The organism is Aeromicrobium sp. Root472D3 (genome assembly GCF_001426485.1).
Lineage (GTDB): Bacteria > Actinomycetota > Actinomycetes > Propionibacteriales > Nocardioidaceae > Aeromicrobium.
The window spans coordinates 673195-689231 of sequence record NZ_LMET01000001.1 but is presented as its reverse complement, the minus strand read 5'-3'; the positions used below and the strand labels follow the sequence as shown (position 1 = coordinate 689231).

At 71.9% G+C, this 16037-nt stretch carries 14 protein-coding genes and 1 tRNA gene; 10 read left to right on the top strand and 5 right to left on the bottom strand.

Annotation, left to right across the window (positions count from 1 at the left end; genetic code table 11):
• Window positions 1-29 precede the first annotated feature (29 nt).
• Genes ASD10_RS03410 through ASD10_RS03395 form a run of 4 tightly spaced genes read left to right on the top strand, consistent with a single transcriptional unit; the run spans window position 30 to window position 3693 of the window.
• The gene (locus ASD10_RS03410; protein ID WP_056604666.1) at window positions 30-1079 is read left to right on the top strand and encodes an ABC transporter substrate-binding protein; all 1050 of its coding nucleotides are present in this window, start codon (window positions 30-32) and stop codon (window positions 1077-1079) included.
• A complete protein-coding gene (locus ASD10_RS03405; protein WP_235501747.1) occupies window positions 1076-2119 on the top strand; it encodes an iron ABC transporter permease in 1044 nt (347 codons plus the stop codon). Before ASD10_RS03410 ends, ASD10_RS03405 begins: the two co-directional genes overlap by 4 nt.
• Window positions 2116-2913, top strand: a complete 798-nt coding sequence (locus ASD10_RS03400) for an ABC transporter ATP-binding protein (protein ID WP_056604659.1) — start codon at window positions 2116-2118, stop codon at window positions 2911-2913. Before ASD10_RS03405 ends, ASD10_RS03400 begins: the two co-directional genes overlap by 4 nt.
• A 9-nt stretch (window positions 2914-2922) precedes the next feature.
• Complete coding sequence (locus tag ASD10_RS03395; protein ID WP_056604656.1) at window positions 2923-3693, top strand: hypothetical protein; 771 nt, start codon at window positions 2923-2925, stop codon at window positions 3691-3693.
• Between the two features lie 11 nt (window positions 3694-3704).
• Here the strand turns inward: ASD10_RS03395 and ASD10_RS03390 are convergent, their stop codons facing one another.
• Window positions 3705-3965, bottom strand: coding sequence for a hypothetical protein (locus ASD10_RS03390; protein WP_056604652.1), 261 nt, complete (start codon window positions 3963-3965; stop codon window positions 3705-3707).
• A 297-nt stretch (window positions 3966-4262) separates the two neighbouring features.
• On the opposite strand from ASD10_RS03390, the gene ASD10_RS03385 reads away from it, so the two are divergent.
• On the top strand, window positions 4263-4637 hold the full coding sequence (locus ASD10_RS03385) for a hypothetical protein (protein WP_056604650.1): 375 nt from the start codon (window positions 4263-4265) through the stop codon (window positions 4635-4637).
• 70 nt (window positions 4638-4707) lie between these two features.
• Here the strand turns inward: ASD10_RS03385 and ASD10_RS03380 are convergent.
• Window positions 4708-4780: transfer RNA gene (locus tag ASD10_RS03380), tRNA-Arg, on the bottom strand.
• A gap of 146 nt (window positions 4781-4926) precedes the next feature.
• Here ASD10_RS03380 and ASD10_RS03375 point away from each other — a divergent pair.
• Complete coding sequence (locus tag ASD10_RS03375) at window positions 4927-6813, top strand: hypothetical protein (RefSeq protein ID WP_056604648.1); 1887 nt, start codon at window positions 4927-4929, stop codon at window positions 6811-6813.
• A gap of 273 nt (window positions 6814-7086) precedes the next feature.
• Entirely contained in the window at window positions 7087-8910 is a 1824-nt protein-coding gene (locus ASD10_RS03370) for a phosphoenolpyruvate carboxykinase (GTP) (RefSeq protein ID WP_056604645.1), read from the top strand.
• A 482-nt stretch (window positions 8911-9392) separates the two neighbouring features.
• Here ASD10_RS03370 and ASD10_RS03365 read toward each other — a convergent pair whose 3' ends face one another.
• Both ASD10_RS03365 and ASD10_RS03360 read right to left on the bottom strand, forming a co-directional pair.
• On the bottom strand, window positions 9393-10319 hold the full coding sequence (locus tag ASD10_RS03365) for an NADP-dependent oxidoreductase (protein ID WP_056604643.1): 927 nt from the start codon (window positions 10317-10319) through the stop codon (window positions 9393-9395).
• An 81-nt stretch (window positions 10320-10400) separates the two neighbouring features.
• Window positions 10401-11198, bottom strand: a complete 798-nt coding sequence (locus ASD10_RS03360) for an SDR family NAD(P)-dependent oxidoreductase (protein ID WP_056604641.1) — start codon at window positions 11196-11198, stop codon at window positions 10401-10403.
• A gap of 100 nt (window positions 11199-11298) precedes the next feature.
• Between ASD10_RS03360 and ASD10_RS03355 the strand changes: the two genes are divergently transcribed.
• The 3 genes from ASD10_RS03355 to ASD10_RS03345 all read left to right on the top strand — a co-directional run bounded on the left by ASD10_RS03355 (window position 11299) and on the right by ASD10_RS03345 (window position 13005).
• Complete coding sequence (locus tag ASD10_RS03355; protein WP_056604640.1) at window positions 11299-12168, top strand: helix-turn-helix transcriptional regulator; 870 nt, start codon at window positions 11299-11301, stop codon at window positions 12166-12168.
• Complete coding sequence (locus tag ASD10_RS03350; protein ID WP_056604635.1) at window positions 12165-12479, top strand: hypothetical protein; 315 nt, start codon at window positions 12165-12167, stop codon at window positions 12477-12479. Before ASD10_RS03355 ends, ASD10_RS03350 begins: the two co-directional genes overlap by 4 nt.
• A 91-nt stretch (window positions 12480-12570) precedes the next feature.
• Window positions 12571-13005 carry a hypothetical protein gene (locus ASD10_RS03345; RefSeq protein ID WP_157432431.1) on the top strand — a complete coding sequence of 145 codons (435 nt, stop codon included), beginning with the start codon at window positions 12571-12573 and terminating at the stop codon, window positions 13003-13005.
• 89 nt (window positions 13006-13094) lie between these two features.
• Here ASD10_RS03345 and ppc read toward each other — a convergent pair whose 3' ends face one another.
• The gene (gene ppc, locus ASD10_RS03340) at window positions 13095-15917 is read right to left on the bottom strand and encodes a phosphoenolpyruvate carboxylase (protein WP_200938119.1); all 2823 of its coding nucleotides are present in this window, start codon (window positions 15915-15917) and stop codon (window positions 13095-13097) included.
• Window positions 15918-16037: the final 120 nt, after the last annotated feature.

Genomic DNA, 16037 nt, shown 5'->3' with positions numbered 1-16037 from the left:
GCTCGAGCCTCAGATCAGAGGACACCCCTGTGCACCGTCGTACCCCCCTGCTCGCCGTGGCCGCGCTGACCACGTCCCTCCTCACCGCCTGCGGGTCGGGCTCGACGACGGGAACCGCCTCCGAGGCGACCCTCGCCGGCACCGAGGGCCGGACCGACTACCCGCTGACGATCACGGACAACTGCGGCGTCGACGTCACGATCGAGAAGGCCCCTGAGAGAGCCGTGTCGGTCAACCAGGGCTCGACCGAGATCCTGCTGTCGCTGGGCCTGCAGGACCGCATGGTCGGCACCGCGACGTGGACCGACGCCGTCCGGCCGAACCTCGCCGCGGCCAACGCCGAGGTGCCGCGGCTCGGCGACGACGCCGTCTCGTACGAGCGCGTGCTGAAGGAGGAGCCCGACCTCGTCACCGCCTCGTTCGCCTACGCGCTCGACGGCGACGACCCCGACCGACGCGCGCAGTACGCGAGGCTCGGCGTCCCGACGTACCTCGCGCCGTCCCACTGCGACGGCCGCACCGACGCGAGCGGCGACGGCCCGCGCGACCACCCGCTCGAGATGGACGTGATCTACGAGGAGATCACGCAGCTCGCGGAGATCTTCGACGTCCCGTCGCGCGGCGAGGCCCTGGTCGCCGAGCTGAAGCAGCGCATGGCCGACGCCGCCGGGTCGACGCCCGGCGGGGACGTCTCGATCGCCTACTGGTTCGCCAACACGGAGCTGCCCTACATGGCCGGCGCGAACGGCTCCCCCGGCGTCATGTCCCGCACGGTCGGCGTCGAGAACGTCTTCGACGACACCGACGTCGAGTGGCCGCAGATCAGCTGGGAGAGCGTGCTCGACCGCGACCCGGACGTCATCGCGCTCGGCGACCTCGCGCGCGACCAGCAGACCGGCGACCGGCTCGAGGACAAGATCCGGTTCCTCGAGACCGACCCCGTCACGAAGCAGCTGACGGCCGTCCGCGAGAAGCGCTACGTCGTGCTCAACGGCGCCGACATGAACCCGTCGATCCGGACGGTCGACGGCACCGAGAAGCTCGCGAAGGCGCTCGTCGACCTCGGGCTGACGGGTTGAGCGACGGGGCGGTGGCCGCCGCGACGGCCACCGGGACCCGGTGGGCGCTGTGGGCCGCCGGCCTGGTCGCGCTGGTGCTGTCGATCGCCGTCGCGATCACGATCGGCCCCGCCGACCTGTCGGTGCGCGACGTGTTCGGGGTCGTCGGCCAGCACCTGGGGCTCGGCGACGCCGGTGTGTCGCGCATCCGCGACGGCATCGTGTGGGAGCTGCGCCTGCCGCGCACGCTCCTGGCCGCGGTGTGCGGGGCCGGCCTGGCGATCTGCGGCGCGATCATGCAGTCGCTGCTGCGCAACCCGCTCGCCGACCCGTTCGTGCTGGGCATCTCGTCGGGAGCGTCGACGGGTGCGGTGATGGTCGTGATCCTCGGCGTCGGCGGCGGCATCATCACGCTGTCGACGGGCGCGTTCATCGGCGCGGTCGTCGCGTTCGCGATGGTGCTGCTGCTGGCCGCTGGCGCGGGCGGCACCCCCGACCGCGTCGTCCTGGCGGGCGTGGCCGCGACCCAGCTGTTCTCGGCGCTGACGTCGTTCATCGTGACGTCGTCGGCCGACGCCGAGCAGACCCGGGGCGTCCTGTTCTGGCTGCTCGGCTCGCTGAGCGGTGCGGGCTGGGTCGACGTCGTGACGTGCGGCGCGGTCTGCCTCGTCGGGCTGGTCGTCTGCATCACGCTCGCGCCGGCGCTCGACGCGTTCGCGTTCGGCGAGGACGCCGCGTCGTCGCTCGGCATCTCGGTGCGCTGGGTGCGCCTCGTGCTCCTGGTCGTGACGGCGCTCATCACCGCGACGCTCGTGAGCGCCGCCGGCGCGATCGGCTTCGTCGGCCTGGTGCTGCCGCACGCCGCCCGCGCCGTCGTCGGGCCGGGGCACCGGCTACTGCTGCCCGCGACCGCGCTGATCGGGGCGATCTTCCTGGTGTGGGTCGACACCGTCGCGCGGACGGTCTTCAGCCCGCAGGAGCTGCCGGTCGGCGTCGTCACGGCCCTGGTCGGCGTGCCCGCGTTCGCGGTGATCCTCTACCGCCGGAGGGGTCCCGCATGAGCCTGTCGACGCGCGACGTCACGTGGTCGATCGGCGGACGTCGCATCGTCGACGGCGTCACGCTCGACGTCTCGCCCGGCACCGTCGTGGGCCTGCTGGGCCCGAACGGCTCGGGCAAGTCGTCGCTGCTGCGCCTGCTGGCCGGCACGCGGGCGCCCAGCGACGGGCAGGTGCTGCTCGACGGCGTCGACCTCGCACGTCTGCGCCGCCGGGACGTCGCGCGCCGTGTCGCGGTGGTCGAGCAGCACGCGCAGACCGAGCTCGACCTCGTGGTCTCGGACGTCGTGAGGCTGGGGCGCATCCCGCACCGCAGCACGTGGTCGCCCGAGAGCGACGCCGACCGCGCCGCGGTCGCCGAGGCCCTCGAGCGGGTCGAGCTGACGTCGATGGCCGGACGCTCGTGGCACACCCTGTCGGGCGGCGAGCGCCAGCGCGTCCACATCGCACGGGCCCTCGCGCAGCAGCCTCAGGAGCTGCTGCTCGACGAGCCGACCAACCACCTCGACGTCCACCACCAGCTCGACCTGCTGGGGCTCGTCCGCCGGTTGCGGATGACGTCCGTCGTGGCGCTGCACGACCTCAACCTCGCGGCGATGTTCTGCGACCGCCTCGTCGTCCTGAAGGACGGTGCGGTGGTCGCGGCCGGCACCCCGTCGGACGTCCTGACGCCGACGTTGATCGCGGACGTCTACCGCGTCCGGGCCGTCGTGACGGCCGAGGGACCAGGCGGCGTGCCGTCGGTGCGGTTCGAGCCGGGCGCTCCGCGACGTGGCGGTGGCCCCGGGCCGTCCTAGAGTCTGGCCATGTCGCGTCGACGCAGGAACGCCCTGGCCGCGTCCTTCGCCGTCCCGGCACTGGTCGTGCTGGTGCTCGCGCGCGCGGACGGCCCGTGGGCGGTGCTGGGCGCGGTCGCCGTCGGGATCGTCTCGACCGCGGTCGCCGCGGTCGCGATCTCCCTCGCGCGGCGGCAGCCCGTCCCTCCGATCGCGGTGGCCGTCTCGACGGTCGTGGTGCCCGTCGTCCTCGGCGCCGTCGGGTTCTGGGTCAGGTTCGCGTCGTCGGAGGAGGCCGGCCGCTGGATCGCCACGCTCTCGTTGATCGCACTCGCGGCGTGCGGGCTGGCGCTGCTGTCGTCCCTGCTGATGCCGCGTCGGCCGATCGTGACGAAGGTGCTGTGCGGGGTCGTCCTCGCGACGACTCTGCCTGCCGGTGCGCTCCTCGCCGTCGCCCAGACCGCCGACGGACGCCACGGCTCGTGGGTCGACGCGTTCCCCGCCGACGGGACGGCCCGGCCGGCGACGGCGGAGGAGCGGGCGTACACCCCGACCGTCGAGTACCACCTCGTCGCCCGGGCCTGGGACGCCTCCGGCGTCGACTGCGCCGATCTGCTCGACGTCCTCGGTCGGCACGCCGATGCGCCGGCCGTGACGCCCGAGGTCCCCCCGCTCGCGCCGGACGTCGCGTGCGCGGCCGAGACCACGGGCCGCTGGCGCGCGACCCAGGCCGTGCTGACCCGTGACGGGCTGCTCGTCGTCAGCGCCTGGTCGCCGACCGGCGAGCTGTTCGTCTGGTGACGCCGAACGGGTCAGCCGCCGAGCTGCTGCACCGACGCCGTCAGGGCACCGGCCTGCTCGGCGAGGGCCTCGTCGGTCGGGTCGTCCCCGAGACGCTCGGCCAGGTCGCGGCGCGAGATGACCTCGAGGGCCCCGCGATAGTCGTCGGTGGCCAGCTGGTCGGGGTCGATCGCCTCGACCCGGCCCTCGACGAGGCCGAGGACGGCATCGTCGGACGGCTGCTGCAGGAGGGCGTGGACGTGGTCGATCGTGATGGTCTGGGGTTCGGTCATGGAGCCTTCATGCCCCGTCGACGAGGTTCGAATCACGCCCTCGTCGTCACGTCCGACGATTGAGCACCGAGCCTCGGGGTAGGAGACATGGTGTGGCGTTGAGCAACCAGCGCCACTGCGAAGCCCACCCCGATCAACGCGGGGTGGGCTTCGTCGTGATTGTTCCGCACGCCACTGACAAGAACGTCCGCTCGCTGCTCGGTGTCCTTCGTCGGATGGGTGCGTCCACGACCAGAAGAGTCGAAGACTGATGAAGCTGACGAGCAACGTGGCCCCCACAGCAGGGAGACTGGCCTCGTGAACGGCGAGTCGAATTCCTCAGGCGACCTGATCCACATCCGTGTGATGAACGAGTACGGCGGTGGACTGCCGCTGTGGCCTGACGACGTCGACGATCTCGACCTCAGCGACGATCTGCGCGCCGACCTCATGGCATTCGCCGATCGGTGGGACGCGGCGATCGACCCGGAGGTCACCGACGATCGATGGGATGGCGTCCCGGTGACGCAGACCCTCGTGGGAGCGAAGTATTCGCTGGGCCGACTGCTGCACCCGGCGCGCGAGCGATCGGCGGAGGCTGAGCACGAGGACATGCGTCGCACCGGCGAAGCCCTCGCGGTGCGCGTCCAGGACGAGCTCGGCCCGGCCTATCGCGTGACGTACGTGCACTGACCCTCGACGCGCTGCACGACGAAGGCCCCCGATCCCGGTGGGGATCGAGGGCCTGGTGTCACTGCTCTTGCGCGCCCGAAGGGATTCGAACCCCTAACCTTCTGATCCGTAGTCAGATGCTCTATCCGTTGAGCTACGGGCGCAACCACCCCGAAGGGCCTTGGCAATCCTAGCCTGCCGTCGCTCTGGGTGAAAATCGGCCCCCGGGTGTGCGCAATCGACCATGCGAAAGCCCGCGCTCACCTAGGCTGACGCGGCACGACTCGTCACTTCTCTCGGGAGCACCCCCATGGCATCACGCCGGCTGCGCATCGCGGCCACCTTCACGTCCACCGTCGCCATGGTCGGGGCCGGCCTCGCCGTCGCCTCCGTCCCGGCCCAGGCTGCGCCCAGCTTCGCGCCGTGCGCCCCCGCCTACCCCCTGACGAAGGTCGACAACGGCAGCACCGTCTCGAACCTGACCCCCGGCCAGTCCGTCACGGGCCTGACCTCGGTCGACAGCGGCGCGCCCGTCCAGTTCACCGGCACGTACGTCGGCACGATCGACAACGGCATCGCCGACGGCCTCGACATGCTGGTCTTCGACCTCAAGGGCCCGCGCCTGACCAACGCCGACGGCAGCGTCGCGGCCGGCAACTGGGCCGGCATCTCCGGCTCGCCGATCTACGACGACGCGACCGGCGACCTCGTGGGCAGCGTGTCGTACGGGTTCACGTCCGCGCTCTCACCGCGCGCCGGCGTCACCCCCGCGACGTACCTGTACGACCTGTCGGCGCCGGGCTACTCCGCCTCGGCCACCGCCCGCTCCACCGTCAAGGCGTCCCCCCGGGAGGCCGCGGCGATCCAGCGCGCCAGCGACCGTCCCGGTGCGCTCGGCGTGGGCCGCGTCCTCGAGCCGACCAAGCAGGTCAGCGGCGTCAACGCGACGGTCGCCAACAAGATCGCCAAGAAGTCGCGCCTGCTGCAGAAGTCGCCCGCCCTGGCCGGCGGCTTCCGCGCCGGCGGCGGCGGTGGCGGCAGCGACGTCGACTACCCGATCGTCCCCGGTGGCAGCATCGCGGTGACGGCCGGCACGGGCACCGTCACGACGGGCCTGGTCGGCACCGTCACCGCGGTGTGCGGCGACCAGGTCTACGCCTTCGGTCACCCGGGCAACTTCACCGGCGCGTCGACCGCGACGTTCAACGGCGCCCAGACCGTGATGATCCAGGAGGACGGCGTCATGAGCCCGTCGTTCAAGATCGCCAACATCGGGCGCGTCAAGGGCGTCGTCACGCAGGACCGCCTGCAGGGCGTCGTCGGCACGCTCGGCCAGGCCCCGACCCAGGTCGCCCAGGTCACCACGACGTCGACGGCCCCCCGCCTCGCCGCCCCCAAGACGTCGCGCACGACGGTCAGCGACCCGGCCGCCCTGCCCTACACCGTGGCCAGCCAGGTCGCGAGCGACGCCATCACGACGCTCAACCAGAACGCCGCCGGTGACGCCCTGATGTCGTGGACCATCAGGTACACGCGGGCCCGCTCGGCCGGCGTCAAGACGTTCAAGCGGACGCAGCGGTACGCGACGACGTCGAGCCTGGCCGAGACCGTCTCGTACGACGTCGCCAGCGACGTCGAGTCGCTCATCGACAACGGCTTCGAGAAGGTCACGGTCTCGGCCGTCGACGTCTCGTCGGCGTTCCAGCCCACCTCGAAGGCCGTCAAGCCCGCTCGCGCCCAGCAGTACACGCGGGGCAAGTGGCGCTGGGTCGGTCGCCACGGCGTCAAGGCCAAGCGCGGCTCGACGATCGTCCTGCGGGCACGTCTCAGCGCCGCCGACTCCGACTCGACGGCCCGCCCGTCGTTCACGCGCGGCGTGAAGTACCGCGTCTCCAAGAGCGCGCGCGGCACGGGCAAGATCGTCCTCACCGGGCACCAGACGTTCAGCTTCGACGACCTCGAGGAGCTCTTCTTCGCCGACGAGGACATGCTCAAGGAGCTGCTCGCCGACGAGGCCGAGCCCCCGAAGAACCTCACCCAGCTGATCGAGGCGCTCGGCTCGGTGCCGCGTCAGGACGACCTGGTCGGCACGTTCTCCTACAAGAACGGCGGCGGCAAGCTCGAGTCCGAGCGCACCGTGCGCGCGACGAGCGTCGTCGACGGCTCGCTGAAGGTGCGGGTCACCTTCCGCCGCTAGACCGCACGCGCACGACGAGAGGGAGGCACCGTCCGGTGCCTCCCTCTCGCGCGTCCGGGGTCCCGCCCTACCCACCTGACATAGTCCTACTCATGTGACCAACTCCACCCGTGCATCCATATCCACTGCCCACGGATCGCCCGTAACGTGACACGAATCGTCATCGCCCGTCGGTGACGATTTTCGTCACACATCAGCTGTCCCGGTCCCCGATGGTCCGGGAGGTGCGAGTCAATGCGCTTGGCCCGCGATGCGCGAGAAGGAAAAGTTCACATGTCTGCAGACACCACCGTCCAGTCCACCTACCGGTCGTCCTACGCCAAGCTCCAGAGCTGGGTCGACGAGGTAGCCGCCCTCACCCAGCCGTCCGACATCCACTGGTGCGAGGGAACGCCCGAAGAGTGGGTCAGCATCACCGACAGGCTCGTCGAGGCCGGCACGTTCAAGCGCCTCAACGCCGAGAAGAAGCCCAACTCCTTCTACTGCGCGTCCGACCCCAACGACGTCGCCCGCGTCGAGGACCGCACCTTCATCTGCTCGGTCGACGAGAAGGACGCCGGGCCCACCAACAACTGGATGGCTCCCGACGAGATGAAGGAGCTCATGCGGGGGCTCTACGACGGCTGCATGCAGGGCCGCACGATGTACGTCATCCCGTTCGTGATGGGTCATCTCGACTCCGACCACCCGATGTTCGGCGTCGAGATCACCGACTCGGCCTACGTCGTCGCGTCGATGACGGTCATGGCCCGCATCGGCCGCGAGGTGCTCGACAAGATCGAGGCGACCGAGGCCGACTACGTCCCCGCGCTGCACTCGTTCGGCGCACCCCTGGTCGACGGCGCGACCGACGTCCCGTGGCCGTGCAACGACACCAAGTACATCGTGCAGTTCCCCGAGGAGCGGACGATCTGGTCGTACGGCTCGAGCTACGGCGGCAACGCCCTGCTGGGCAAGAAGTGCTACGCGCTGCGCATCGCCTCGGTGATGGGCCGCGACGAGGGCTGGATGGCCGAGCACATGCTGATCCTCAAGCTGACGAACCCCGAGGGCGTCGTCAAGTACGTCGCCGCGGGCTTCCCGAGCGCGTGCGGCAAGACCAACCTCGCGATGGTCGAGCCGACGATCCCCGGCTGGAAGGTCGAGACGATCGGCGACGACATCGCGTGGATCCGCGTCGGTGCCGACGGCCGCCTGTACGCCGTGAACCCCGAGTTCGGCCTGTTCGGCGTCGCGCCGGGCACCGGCTGGGACACCAACTCCAACGCGATGCGCACGATCGAGCAGGGCAACTCGGTGTTCACCAACGTCGCCCTCACCGATGACGGCGACGTGTGGTGGGAGGGCATGACCGACGAGCCGCCGGCCCACCTGACCGACTGGAAGGGCAACGACTGGACGCCTGAGAGCGACCAGCTCTCGAGCCACGCCAACAGCCGCTTCTGCACCCCGATCAAGCAGTGCCCGACGCTGGCCGACGAGTACGACGACCCCAACGGCGTCCCGCTCGACGCGATCCTGTTCGGCGGCCGCCGCAAGACGACGATCCCCCTCGTGACCGAGGCCCGCGACTGGACCCACGGCACGTTCATGGGTGCGACGCTGTCGTCCGAGACGACCGCCGCCGCCACCGGAGCCGTCGGCGTCGTCCGCCGCGACCCCATGGCGATGCTGCCGTTTATCGGCTACGACGCCGGTGACTACTTCGGCCACTGGATCAGCATGGCCAAGAACAACGACGAGTCGAAGTTCCCGAAGATCTTCTACGTCAACTGGTTCCGTCGCGACGAGGACGGCGGCTTCCTGTGGCCCGGCTTCGGCGAGAACAGCCGCATCCTGAAGTACGTCATCGACCGCGTCGAGGGCAAGGTCGAGGCCCACGAGACGCCGATCGGGCTCGTCCCGCCGACGTCGTCGATCGACACCGACGGCCTCGACGTCACCGACGAGCAGCTCGCCAAGGCGCTCGCGGTCGACACCGACGAGTGGGCGGCCGAGCTGCCGCAGATCAACGAGTGGTTCGAGAAGTTCGGCGACACCCTGCCGGCCGTCCTCTGGACCGAGCTCGACGGCCTGAAGGCCCGCCTGGGTCTCTGACCGTCCCCTCACCCGCGGCGCCCCGGACCTTCTGGTTCGGGGCGCCGTCGTTCGATACGCGCGCGGCCATGACTCGCGCGGTCCTCTCCCCGGCCCACGGGCGGGTCTTCGGTGACGAGGTGGCCCGGCCGGGCGAGATCGCCCGGGTCGTCCTGGTGCCGAGTGGCGCAGAAGAACGTCGAGTTCGGCGCGGTCGACGGTGATTCCCCCTCGATCTCGACCTCGGTCCGGACGAAACCGCCCAGCTGTGGACCGAGCCCTGCTCGACCGGCGCCGAGGGAGTGCTGGAGTCCGGGTACGTGGAGCTGCCGAACCTCTCCGGCATCCGTCGGCGGCGACGGGCCCAGGAGGCCGTGCCGGACGCGCCTGACGCGAGCCCCGTGTGGGCCATCCACGTCGACTACGTCCTGGGGTCCGCACCGAGCCAGCTCCTCCTGCTGCTGTTCGACGCCGACCGGGCGCGGTGCCAGCGCAGGCCGGTCTCAGGGGATGAGGACCAGCTTGCCCGTCACCCCCCGGCCCAGCTCCTCGTGGGCGACGGCGGCCTGCTCGAGCGGGTAGGTCGCGGCGACGTGCACCGTCAGGTGCCCGGCCTCGACCAGGTCGACGACGGTCTGCAGCGCCGACCGGCTCGGGACGATGCGGATGCGGTCGAGCACGATGCCGCGTTCGCGGGCCGCGACGACGTCCTCGTCGCGGACGTCGAGCAGCGACGCCACGACTCCCCCGTCTCGCACGACGGCGAGCGAGCGTCCGACGCTCTCGCCGCCGAACGGGTCGATCACCAGGTCGAGGCCCGAGAGCTCGTCGACGAAGTCGATCTCGCGATAGTCGATGACCCGGTCGGCGCCGAGCCCGCGGACGAAGTCGACCTTGCCGGCGCTGGCCGTCGCGACGACCTCGGCCCCCAGCGCCTTCGCCATCTGCACCGCGACGTGACCGACTCCCCCGCCGGCCGCCTGCACCAGCACGCGCTGGCCCGGCTGCAGGTCGGCGACCTCGACGATCGATCGGTGGGCCGTCAGCGCGACGAGCGACAGCGCCGCGGCCTGCACGTCGTCGAGCGCGTCGGGGGTGGCCAGGAGCTCCGCAGCCGGGACGACGACCTGCTCGGCGTACGTGTTGCCGGCCCCCGGAAGGCGCGGCATCCCGAAGACGCGGTCGCCGACCGTGAAGTCGGTGACGCCCCCGCCGACGGCGTCGACGATCCCCGCGACGTCCCACCCCAGGCTGAACGGCGGCTCGCCGATCATGGGGTACCAGCCCTCGCGCACCGCGACGTCGAGCGGATTGACGCCGATCGCCGTGACCGCCACGCGCACCTCGCCGTCGCCCGGCTCGGGGGCGGGCCGGTCGACCATCTCGAGGACGTCCGGTCCGCCGAACACGTTCTGGGTCACGATCCGCACAAGCACTCCTCGGCGACAAACTGTTGACAATTTGAGCCGAGCCTACGGGTTGCGCCGTGCACGCGGCGTGACCGCCGCCCCTCAGCCCACCTGGTGGGTGGCCGAGATGCCGCCGTCGACGTAGAGGGTCGTGCCGTGCACCATCCGCGCGTCGTCCGACACGAGGAACAGGACGCCGCGGGCGATGTCGTCGGGCGAGACGACCGTGCCGGCCGGCGTCCCGGCCGTCATCGCGTCGAGGACGTCACGGCTCCACTCGTTGCCCGGGGTCAGGGTCGCTCCGGGGGCCAGGGCGTTGACGCGCACGCCGAGAGAGCCGAACTCGGCGGCCCACGAACGGGTCAGCTGCTCGTCCGCGGCCTTGGTGGCCGAGTACATCGCACCGAACGGCATGCCGGTCTGCGCCATCCACGAGCCGATCGTGACGATCGCACCCGTGCCGCGCTCGGCCATCGCCGGACCGAGCGCGGCGACCAGCACGTGCGGGGCGCGGACGTTGACCGCCAGCATCGCGTCGAGGTCGGCGTCGGCGAGGTCGGCGGTGGGCGTGGCGGGGTAGATGCCGGCGTTGTTGACCAGGACGTCGACGCGTCCGCCGAGCACGTCGGTCGCCTCGGCGGCGAAGGCGCGCAGCTCGGCGTACGAGCCACCGAGGTCGACGGCCACGAAGTCGGCGCGGCCGCCTGCCTGGACGATGTCGTCGACGACCGCCTGCCCACGCGCGGCGTCGCGCCCGCTGACGAGCACGTGGACGCCCTCGGCGGCGAGCAGCCGAGCGGTCGCGGCACCGATGCCGCTGGTCGATCCGGTGACGAGGGCCGTGCGCGACGTGAGGCGCGCCGGACGGGAGATGGTCTGGGTCGTGTCGTGTGAGGTCATGCGTCCTGTCTACGGACGTCCGCGGCGATCAACCAGATCGCGTCGAACCTGGGCAGGACGTGACCAGGCTCGACGGCGTCCGCGCTCGTACAGTGGACGGGTGCCCGCCGACCGCAGCGCCCTCGGAGCGTTCCTCCGCAGCCGCCGCGACCGGCTGACCCCCCCGCAGGCCGGCATCACCGCCTTCCCGGGTGCCCGCCGCGTGCCGGGCCTGCGGCGCGAGGAGCTCGCGGTGCTGGCCGGCCTCAGCCCCGACTACTACAGCCGGGTCGAGCAGGGCCGTCAGCCGAACGTCTCGGCCGAGGTGCTCGACGCCCTCGCGCGGGCCCTGCGCCTCGACGACACCGAGCGCGCCCACCTGCACACCCTGGCGGCCCCGCAGCGCCGTCGCGCGTCCCGCCCGACGACCACGCACCAGCAGGCCGATCCCGGACTGCTGCGGCTCATGACGACGCTCGACCACGTCCCGGCCCTCGTGCTCGGTCGCAGCGGAACGATCCTGGCCACCAACCACCTGCTCCGCTGCGTGCTGGGCCGCCGGTTCGAGCCGGGCAGCTCGCTGATGCGATACCTGTTCCTCGATCCCGACGCGCGCCAGAGGATCGTCAACTGGCCGAGCTTCGCGCAGGCGTCCGTCGGCGCGCTGCGACGCGAGCTGGGGCTGCACCCCGACGACGTCCAGCTGCAGCGGCTCGTCGCCGAGCTGCGCGGGGCAGACCCGGACGTCGCCCGGTGGTGGGACGACCACGGCGTCCGCGACTACGCGTCGGTGCCCAAGCAGATCGACCACCCCGTCGCCGGCCCGCTCTCGTTCGACATCGAGCTCGTCACGATGGCGAACCTGCCCGACCAGCACCTGATCGTCTACACCGTGCAACCCGACTCCCCCACCGCCCGAGCCCTGCCCCTCGTCGCGAGCTGGGAGGCCGACGTGCAGAGCCGCGCTGCCGCGCCCACGATGGAGTCATGACCACGGGACACACACCGCCGAAGGGCGTGCAGGAGGTCGGCCGGCGAGCCGTCCGCTGGATCGAGGACGGCAAGGCCGGTCAGGGCTTCACCGACACCGGCGACCACCGCGCCCACCAGCTCGCGGACGGCGAGGCGCTGTCGGACGAGGACGTCAAGAAGATGAAGGCCTACTTCAAGCGGCACTCCGTCGACAAGGACGCCGAGGGGTTCACGCACGGCTCGGACGGGTTCCCGTCCCCGGGACGCGTCGCGTGGGACGCCTGGGGCGGCGACGAGGGCGAGCGCTGGGTCGGCACGATCGACCTCTGAGGCGGCCACGCCCGCCGTGAGCGGTTCACGGCCCGGCCGCTTACCGTGGAGGGGAGACGTCCGTCCGACAGGTCCTGCCAGGGGGTGAGCCATGACCACGAACCGTTGCCCGACGACCGTGGCCGATGCCATGGTGCGTCACCCCGTCGTGCACCCGGCGTCCCTGACCGTCGCCGACGCCCGTGTCGCGCTCGCCGACCCGCACCGTCACCTGCTGCTGATCGTGTCGGGTCGCCGCCTGCTCGGCACCGTCGCCCGCGACGACCTGCCGGACGCGGCCGACGACACGGCCCCTGCCCTGACCCGCGCGCGCCTCGTCGGCCGCCTCGTCCTGCCGCACCAGGCGCTGGCACCCCTGCACGACGCGATGGCGCGGGCCGGCGAGCGGCGACGGGCCGTCGTCGACGAGCACGGTCTGCTGCTCGGCCTGCTGTGCCTCAAGTCCAGCGCGTCCGGCTTCTGCACCGACGCGGGCATCGCGGCGCGTCGGGCGTCCGTGCAGCTCGACGCGCACCCGGCGCGCTGACGCACCGTCCTGCGGCGGAGCCGGACCACGTCTCGCGCCTGATGGTCTCGTCAGTCGGCCCGGCGGCCGAGCGAGCGGGCACGTGACGTCTATCCGGTGTTGCGCAGGCCCGCCGAGATGCCGTTGATCGTCAGCAGCAGGGCGCGCTGCAGGTCGTCGTCGGGCTCGGCCCCGTCCGCGACGTCCCGCACCGAGCGCAGCAGCGACACCTGCAGGGCGTGCAGCGGCGCGAGGTAGGAGTCGCGCAGCTCGAGGGTGCGACGCAGGATCGGCGCCGACTCGAGCAGCGCCTGCTCGCCCGTCACCCGCAGCACCTGCTCGAGCGTCAGCTCGTGCTCGCGGCGGATGACGTCGAAGATCGCCCGCGAGTCGTCCGGAACGAGGGCCTGCACGTACTCGGCCGCGATGTCGAGATCGGTCTTGGTCAGCGTCATCTGGACGTTCGAGACGAACGTGCGGAAGAACGCCCACGAGCCGTACATCTCCTGCAGCGTCTCGCCGCGTCCGTCGTCGAAGGCCGCCTTGAGCCCGGAGCCGACGCCGAACCAGCCCGGCAGGATGATGCGCGACTGCGTCCACCCGAACACCCACGGGATGGCGCGCAGGTCGTCGAGACCGCCCTCGCCACCGGGACGCTTGGCGGGCCGCGAGCCGATGTTCATCTTGCCGAGCTCGTCGACCGGCGTGGCCGCGACGAAGAACGGGACGAGCGCGTCGTCGCGCACGAGGGCGCGGTACGCGTCCTTGCCCTTCTCGGCGACGAGGTCCATCGTGGCGTTCCAGCCGCCCAGCAGGTCGGCCGGCAGCAGCGACGTGCGGTGCAGCACCGACGCCTCGAGCACCGCGGCGAGCGCACCCTCGAGGTTCTGACGGCCGAGACCCGGCAGCGAGTACTTGTCGGAGATGACCTCGCCCTGCTCGGTGATCTTGATCGGTCCGTCGAGGCTGCCGTACGGCTGCGACATGATCGCCTCGGCCGTGGGGCCGCCGCCGCGGCCGGTCGACCCGCCCCGGCCGTGGAACAGCCGCAGGACGACGCCGTGCTCGCGAGCGATGTCGCGCAGGCCCCGCTGGGCCCGGTGCACCTGCCACTGCGAGGCCGCGATGCCGGCGTCCTTGGACGAGTCGGAGTACCCGAGCATGATCTCCTGCACGTCGCCGCGGGCCGCGACGATCCTGCGGTACGTCGGGTCGCTCAGCAGGGCCTCGAGCAGCGGGCCGGCGGCCTCGAGCTCGGCGACGGTCTCGAACAGCGGCGCGAAGCCGATGCGCGCCACGACGTCCGTGCCGGCCAGGTCGACCAGCCCGACCTCGCGGGCCAGGACCACGACCGCGAAGAGGTCGTCGACGTCGTGCGTCATCGAGACGATGTAGGTCTCGATGACCTCGGGGCCGTACGTGTCGAGCGCCTCGCGGATGACCTCGAGCAGGCCGAGGGACGCCGACGCGGCCTCGCCGACGTCCGTCACCCCGGCGCCGGTCAGGGGGCGCGGCGACGCCATCTCGCGCGCGAGCCGCTCGATGCGCTCAGGACGCTCGAGCGAGGCGTAGTCGGTCTCGCCGATGCGCGCGTACAGCTCGGCGAGCGCCGCGTGGTGCTTGGCGCTGTGCTCGCGGACGTCCATCGTGGCCAGGCCCGCGCCGAAGGTGACGGCGGTGCGGATGAGCCGCAGGATCGCGCCGTCACCCGTCAGGTGGTCGCCCGCAGCGAGCATCGAGTCGCGCACCAGCGACAGGTCGTGCACGAGCTCGTCGAACGACAGGTAGTCGCGGCCCGGCTCGTGCGCCGTGCCGTCGACGAGCCGGTCGCGCGTGCGCAGCAGGCGCACGCGGACGAAGCTGAGCTTGAGCCGGTAGGGCTCGTCGGCGTTCAGGCGGCGGATCGACTCCCACGTGATGGGCAGCGCCTCCGCGTCGGCGGCGAGGCTGTCGCGCAGGGCGTCGGTCGCGGCGACGATGCGGGTCGAGGCCGTCATCTCGGTGAGCACCTCGTCGACGGCGTCGATCAGCTGGGAGATGCCGGACGTGTGCTGCAGGTGCAGGATCTCGAGCGTCACGGCGGGCGTCACGTTGGGGTTGCCGTCGCGGTCGCCGCCGGCCCACGTGCCGAAGCGCAGCGGGCGGGCCGTCGCGGGCAGCGTGACGTCGACGCGGGCGAGCTGGCGGTCGAGCTCGGCCAGCAGGTCGGGCACGACCTCGTCGGCGATCGAGCGCAGGTAGTAGACCGCGGTGCGCGCCTCGTCCTTGGGCTCGGGGCGGACGACGCGCAGCTCGTCGGTCTGCCAGAGCAGGTCGACCAGCTCGGCGAGACGACGCTCGTCGGCCTGCTTCTGCGACGCGGGACGACGCGGGTCCTCCATCGTCCGGACGGTCTCGGCGACCTTGCGCAGCAGGCGCAGGACGCTGCGACGGCTCGCCTCGGTGGGGTGGGCGGTGAAGACGGGGCGGTACTCGACGCGCTGCAGCACCTGCTCGAGCAGCTCGCGCGAGAGGCTGCCGTCGTCGAGGGCGGCGCCGATGCGGTCGATCGTGCCGGCCAGCGGGCCCTCGCCCTCGGCGGTCAGCTCCTGCCAGCGGTGCAGCTGCTCGGTGGTGTTGACGAGCTGGAAGTAGGCCGTGAACGCCCGGGCCAGGACGACCGCGGTGGCCGGGTCGATGCCGTCGAGCACCTGGCGCAGCTCGGCGTCGTCGGGCTGACGCGCGAGGCCGCGCACCGTCTCGACGAGCTCGAGCAGCTCGGCACCCTCGTGGCGGGTCAGCGCCTCGCCCAGCAGCGTCGTCAGCTGTCGGACGGACGCCCGCAGGGCGGTGTGCTCGGCGTCGGACGACAGACCGCCCCCGAACGAGGCGGCGTCGGGCTGGCGACGGTCGGACGCGAGGATCTGCTCGGTCGTACGGCTCTGAGGAGTCACGCCCCTAGTCTGCCGAACTCGTGTGACGCCTATGTGTCCGGTCTCACTTCCGCGCCTGCCCCGTTCGCCAGGGAGCGCAGCGACCGTGCCACACACCCCCGTTCGCCAGGGAGCGCAGCG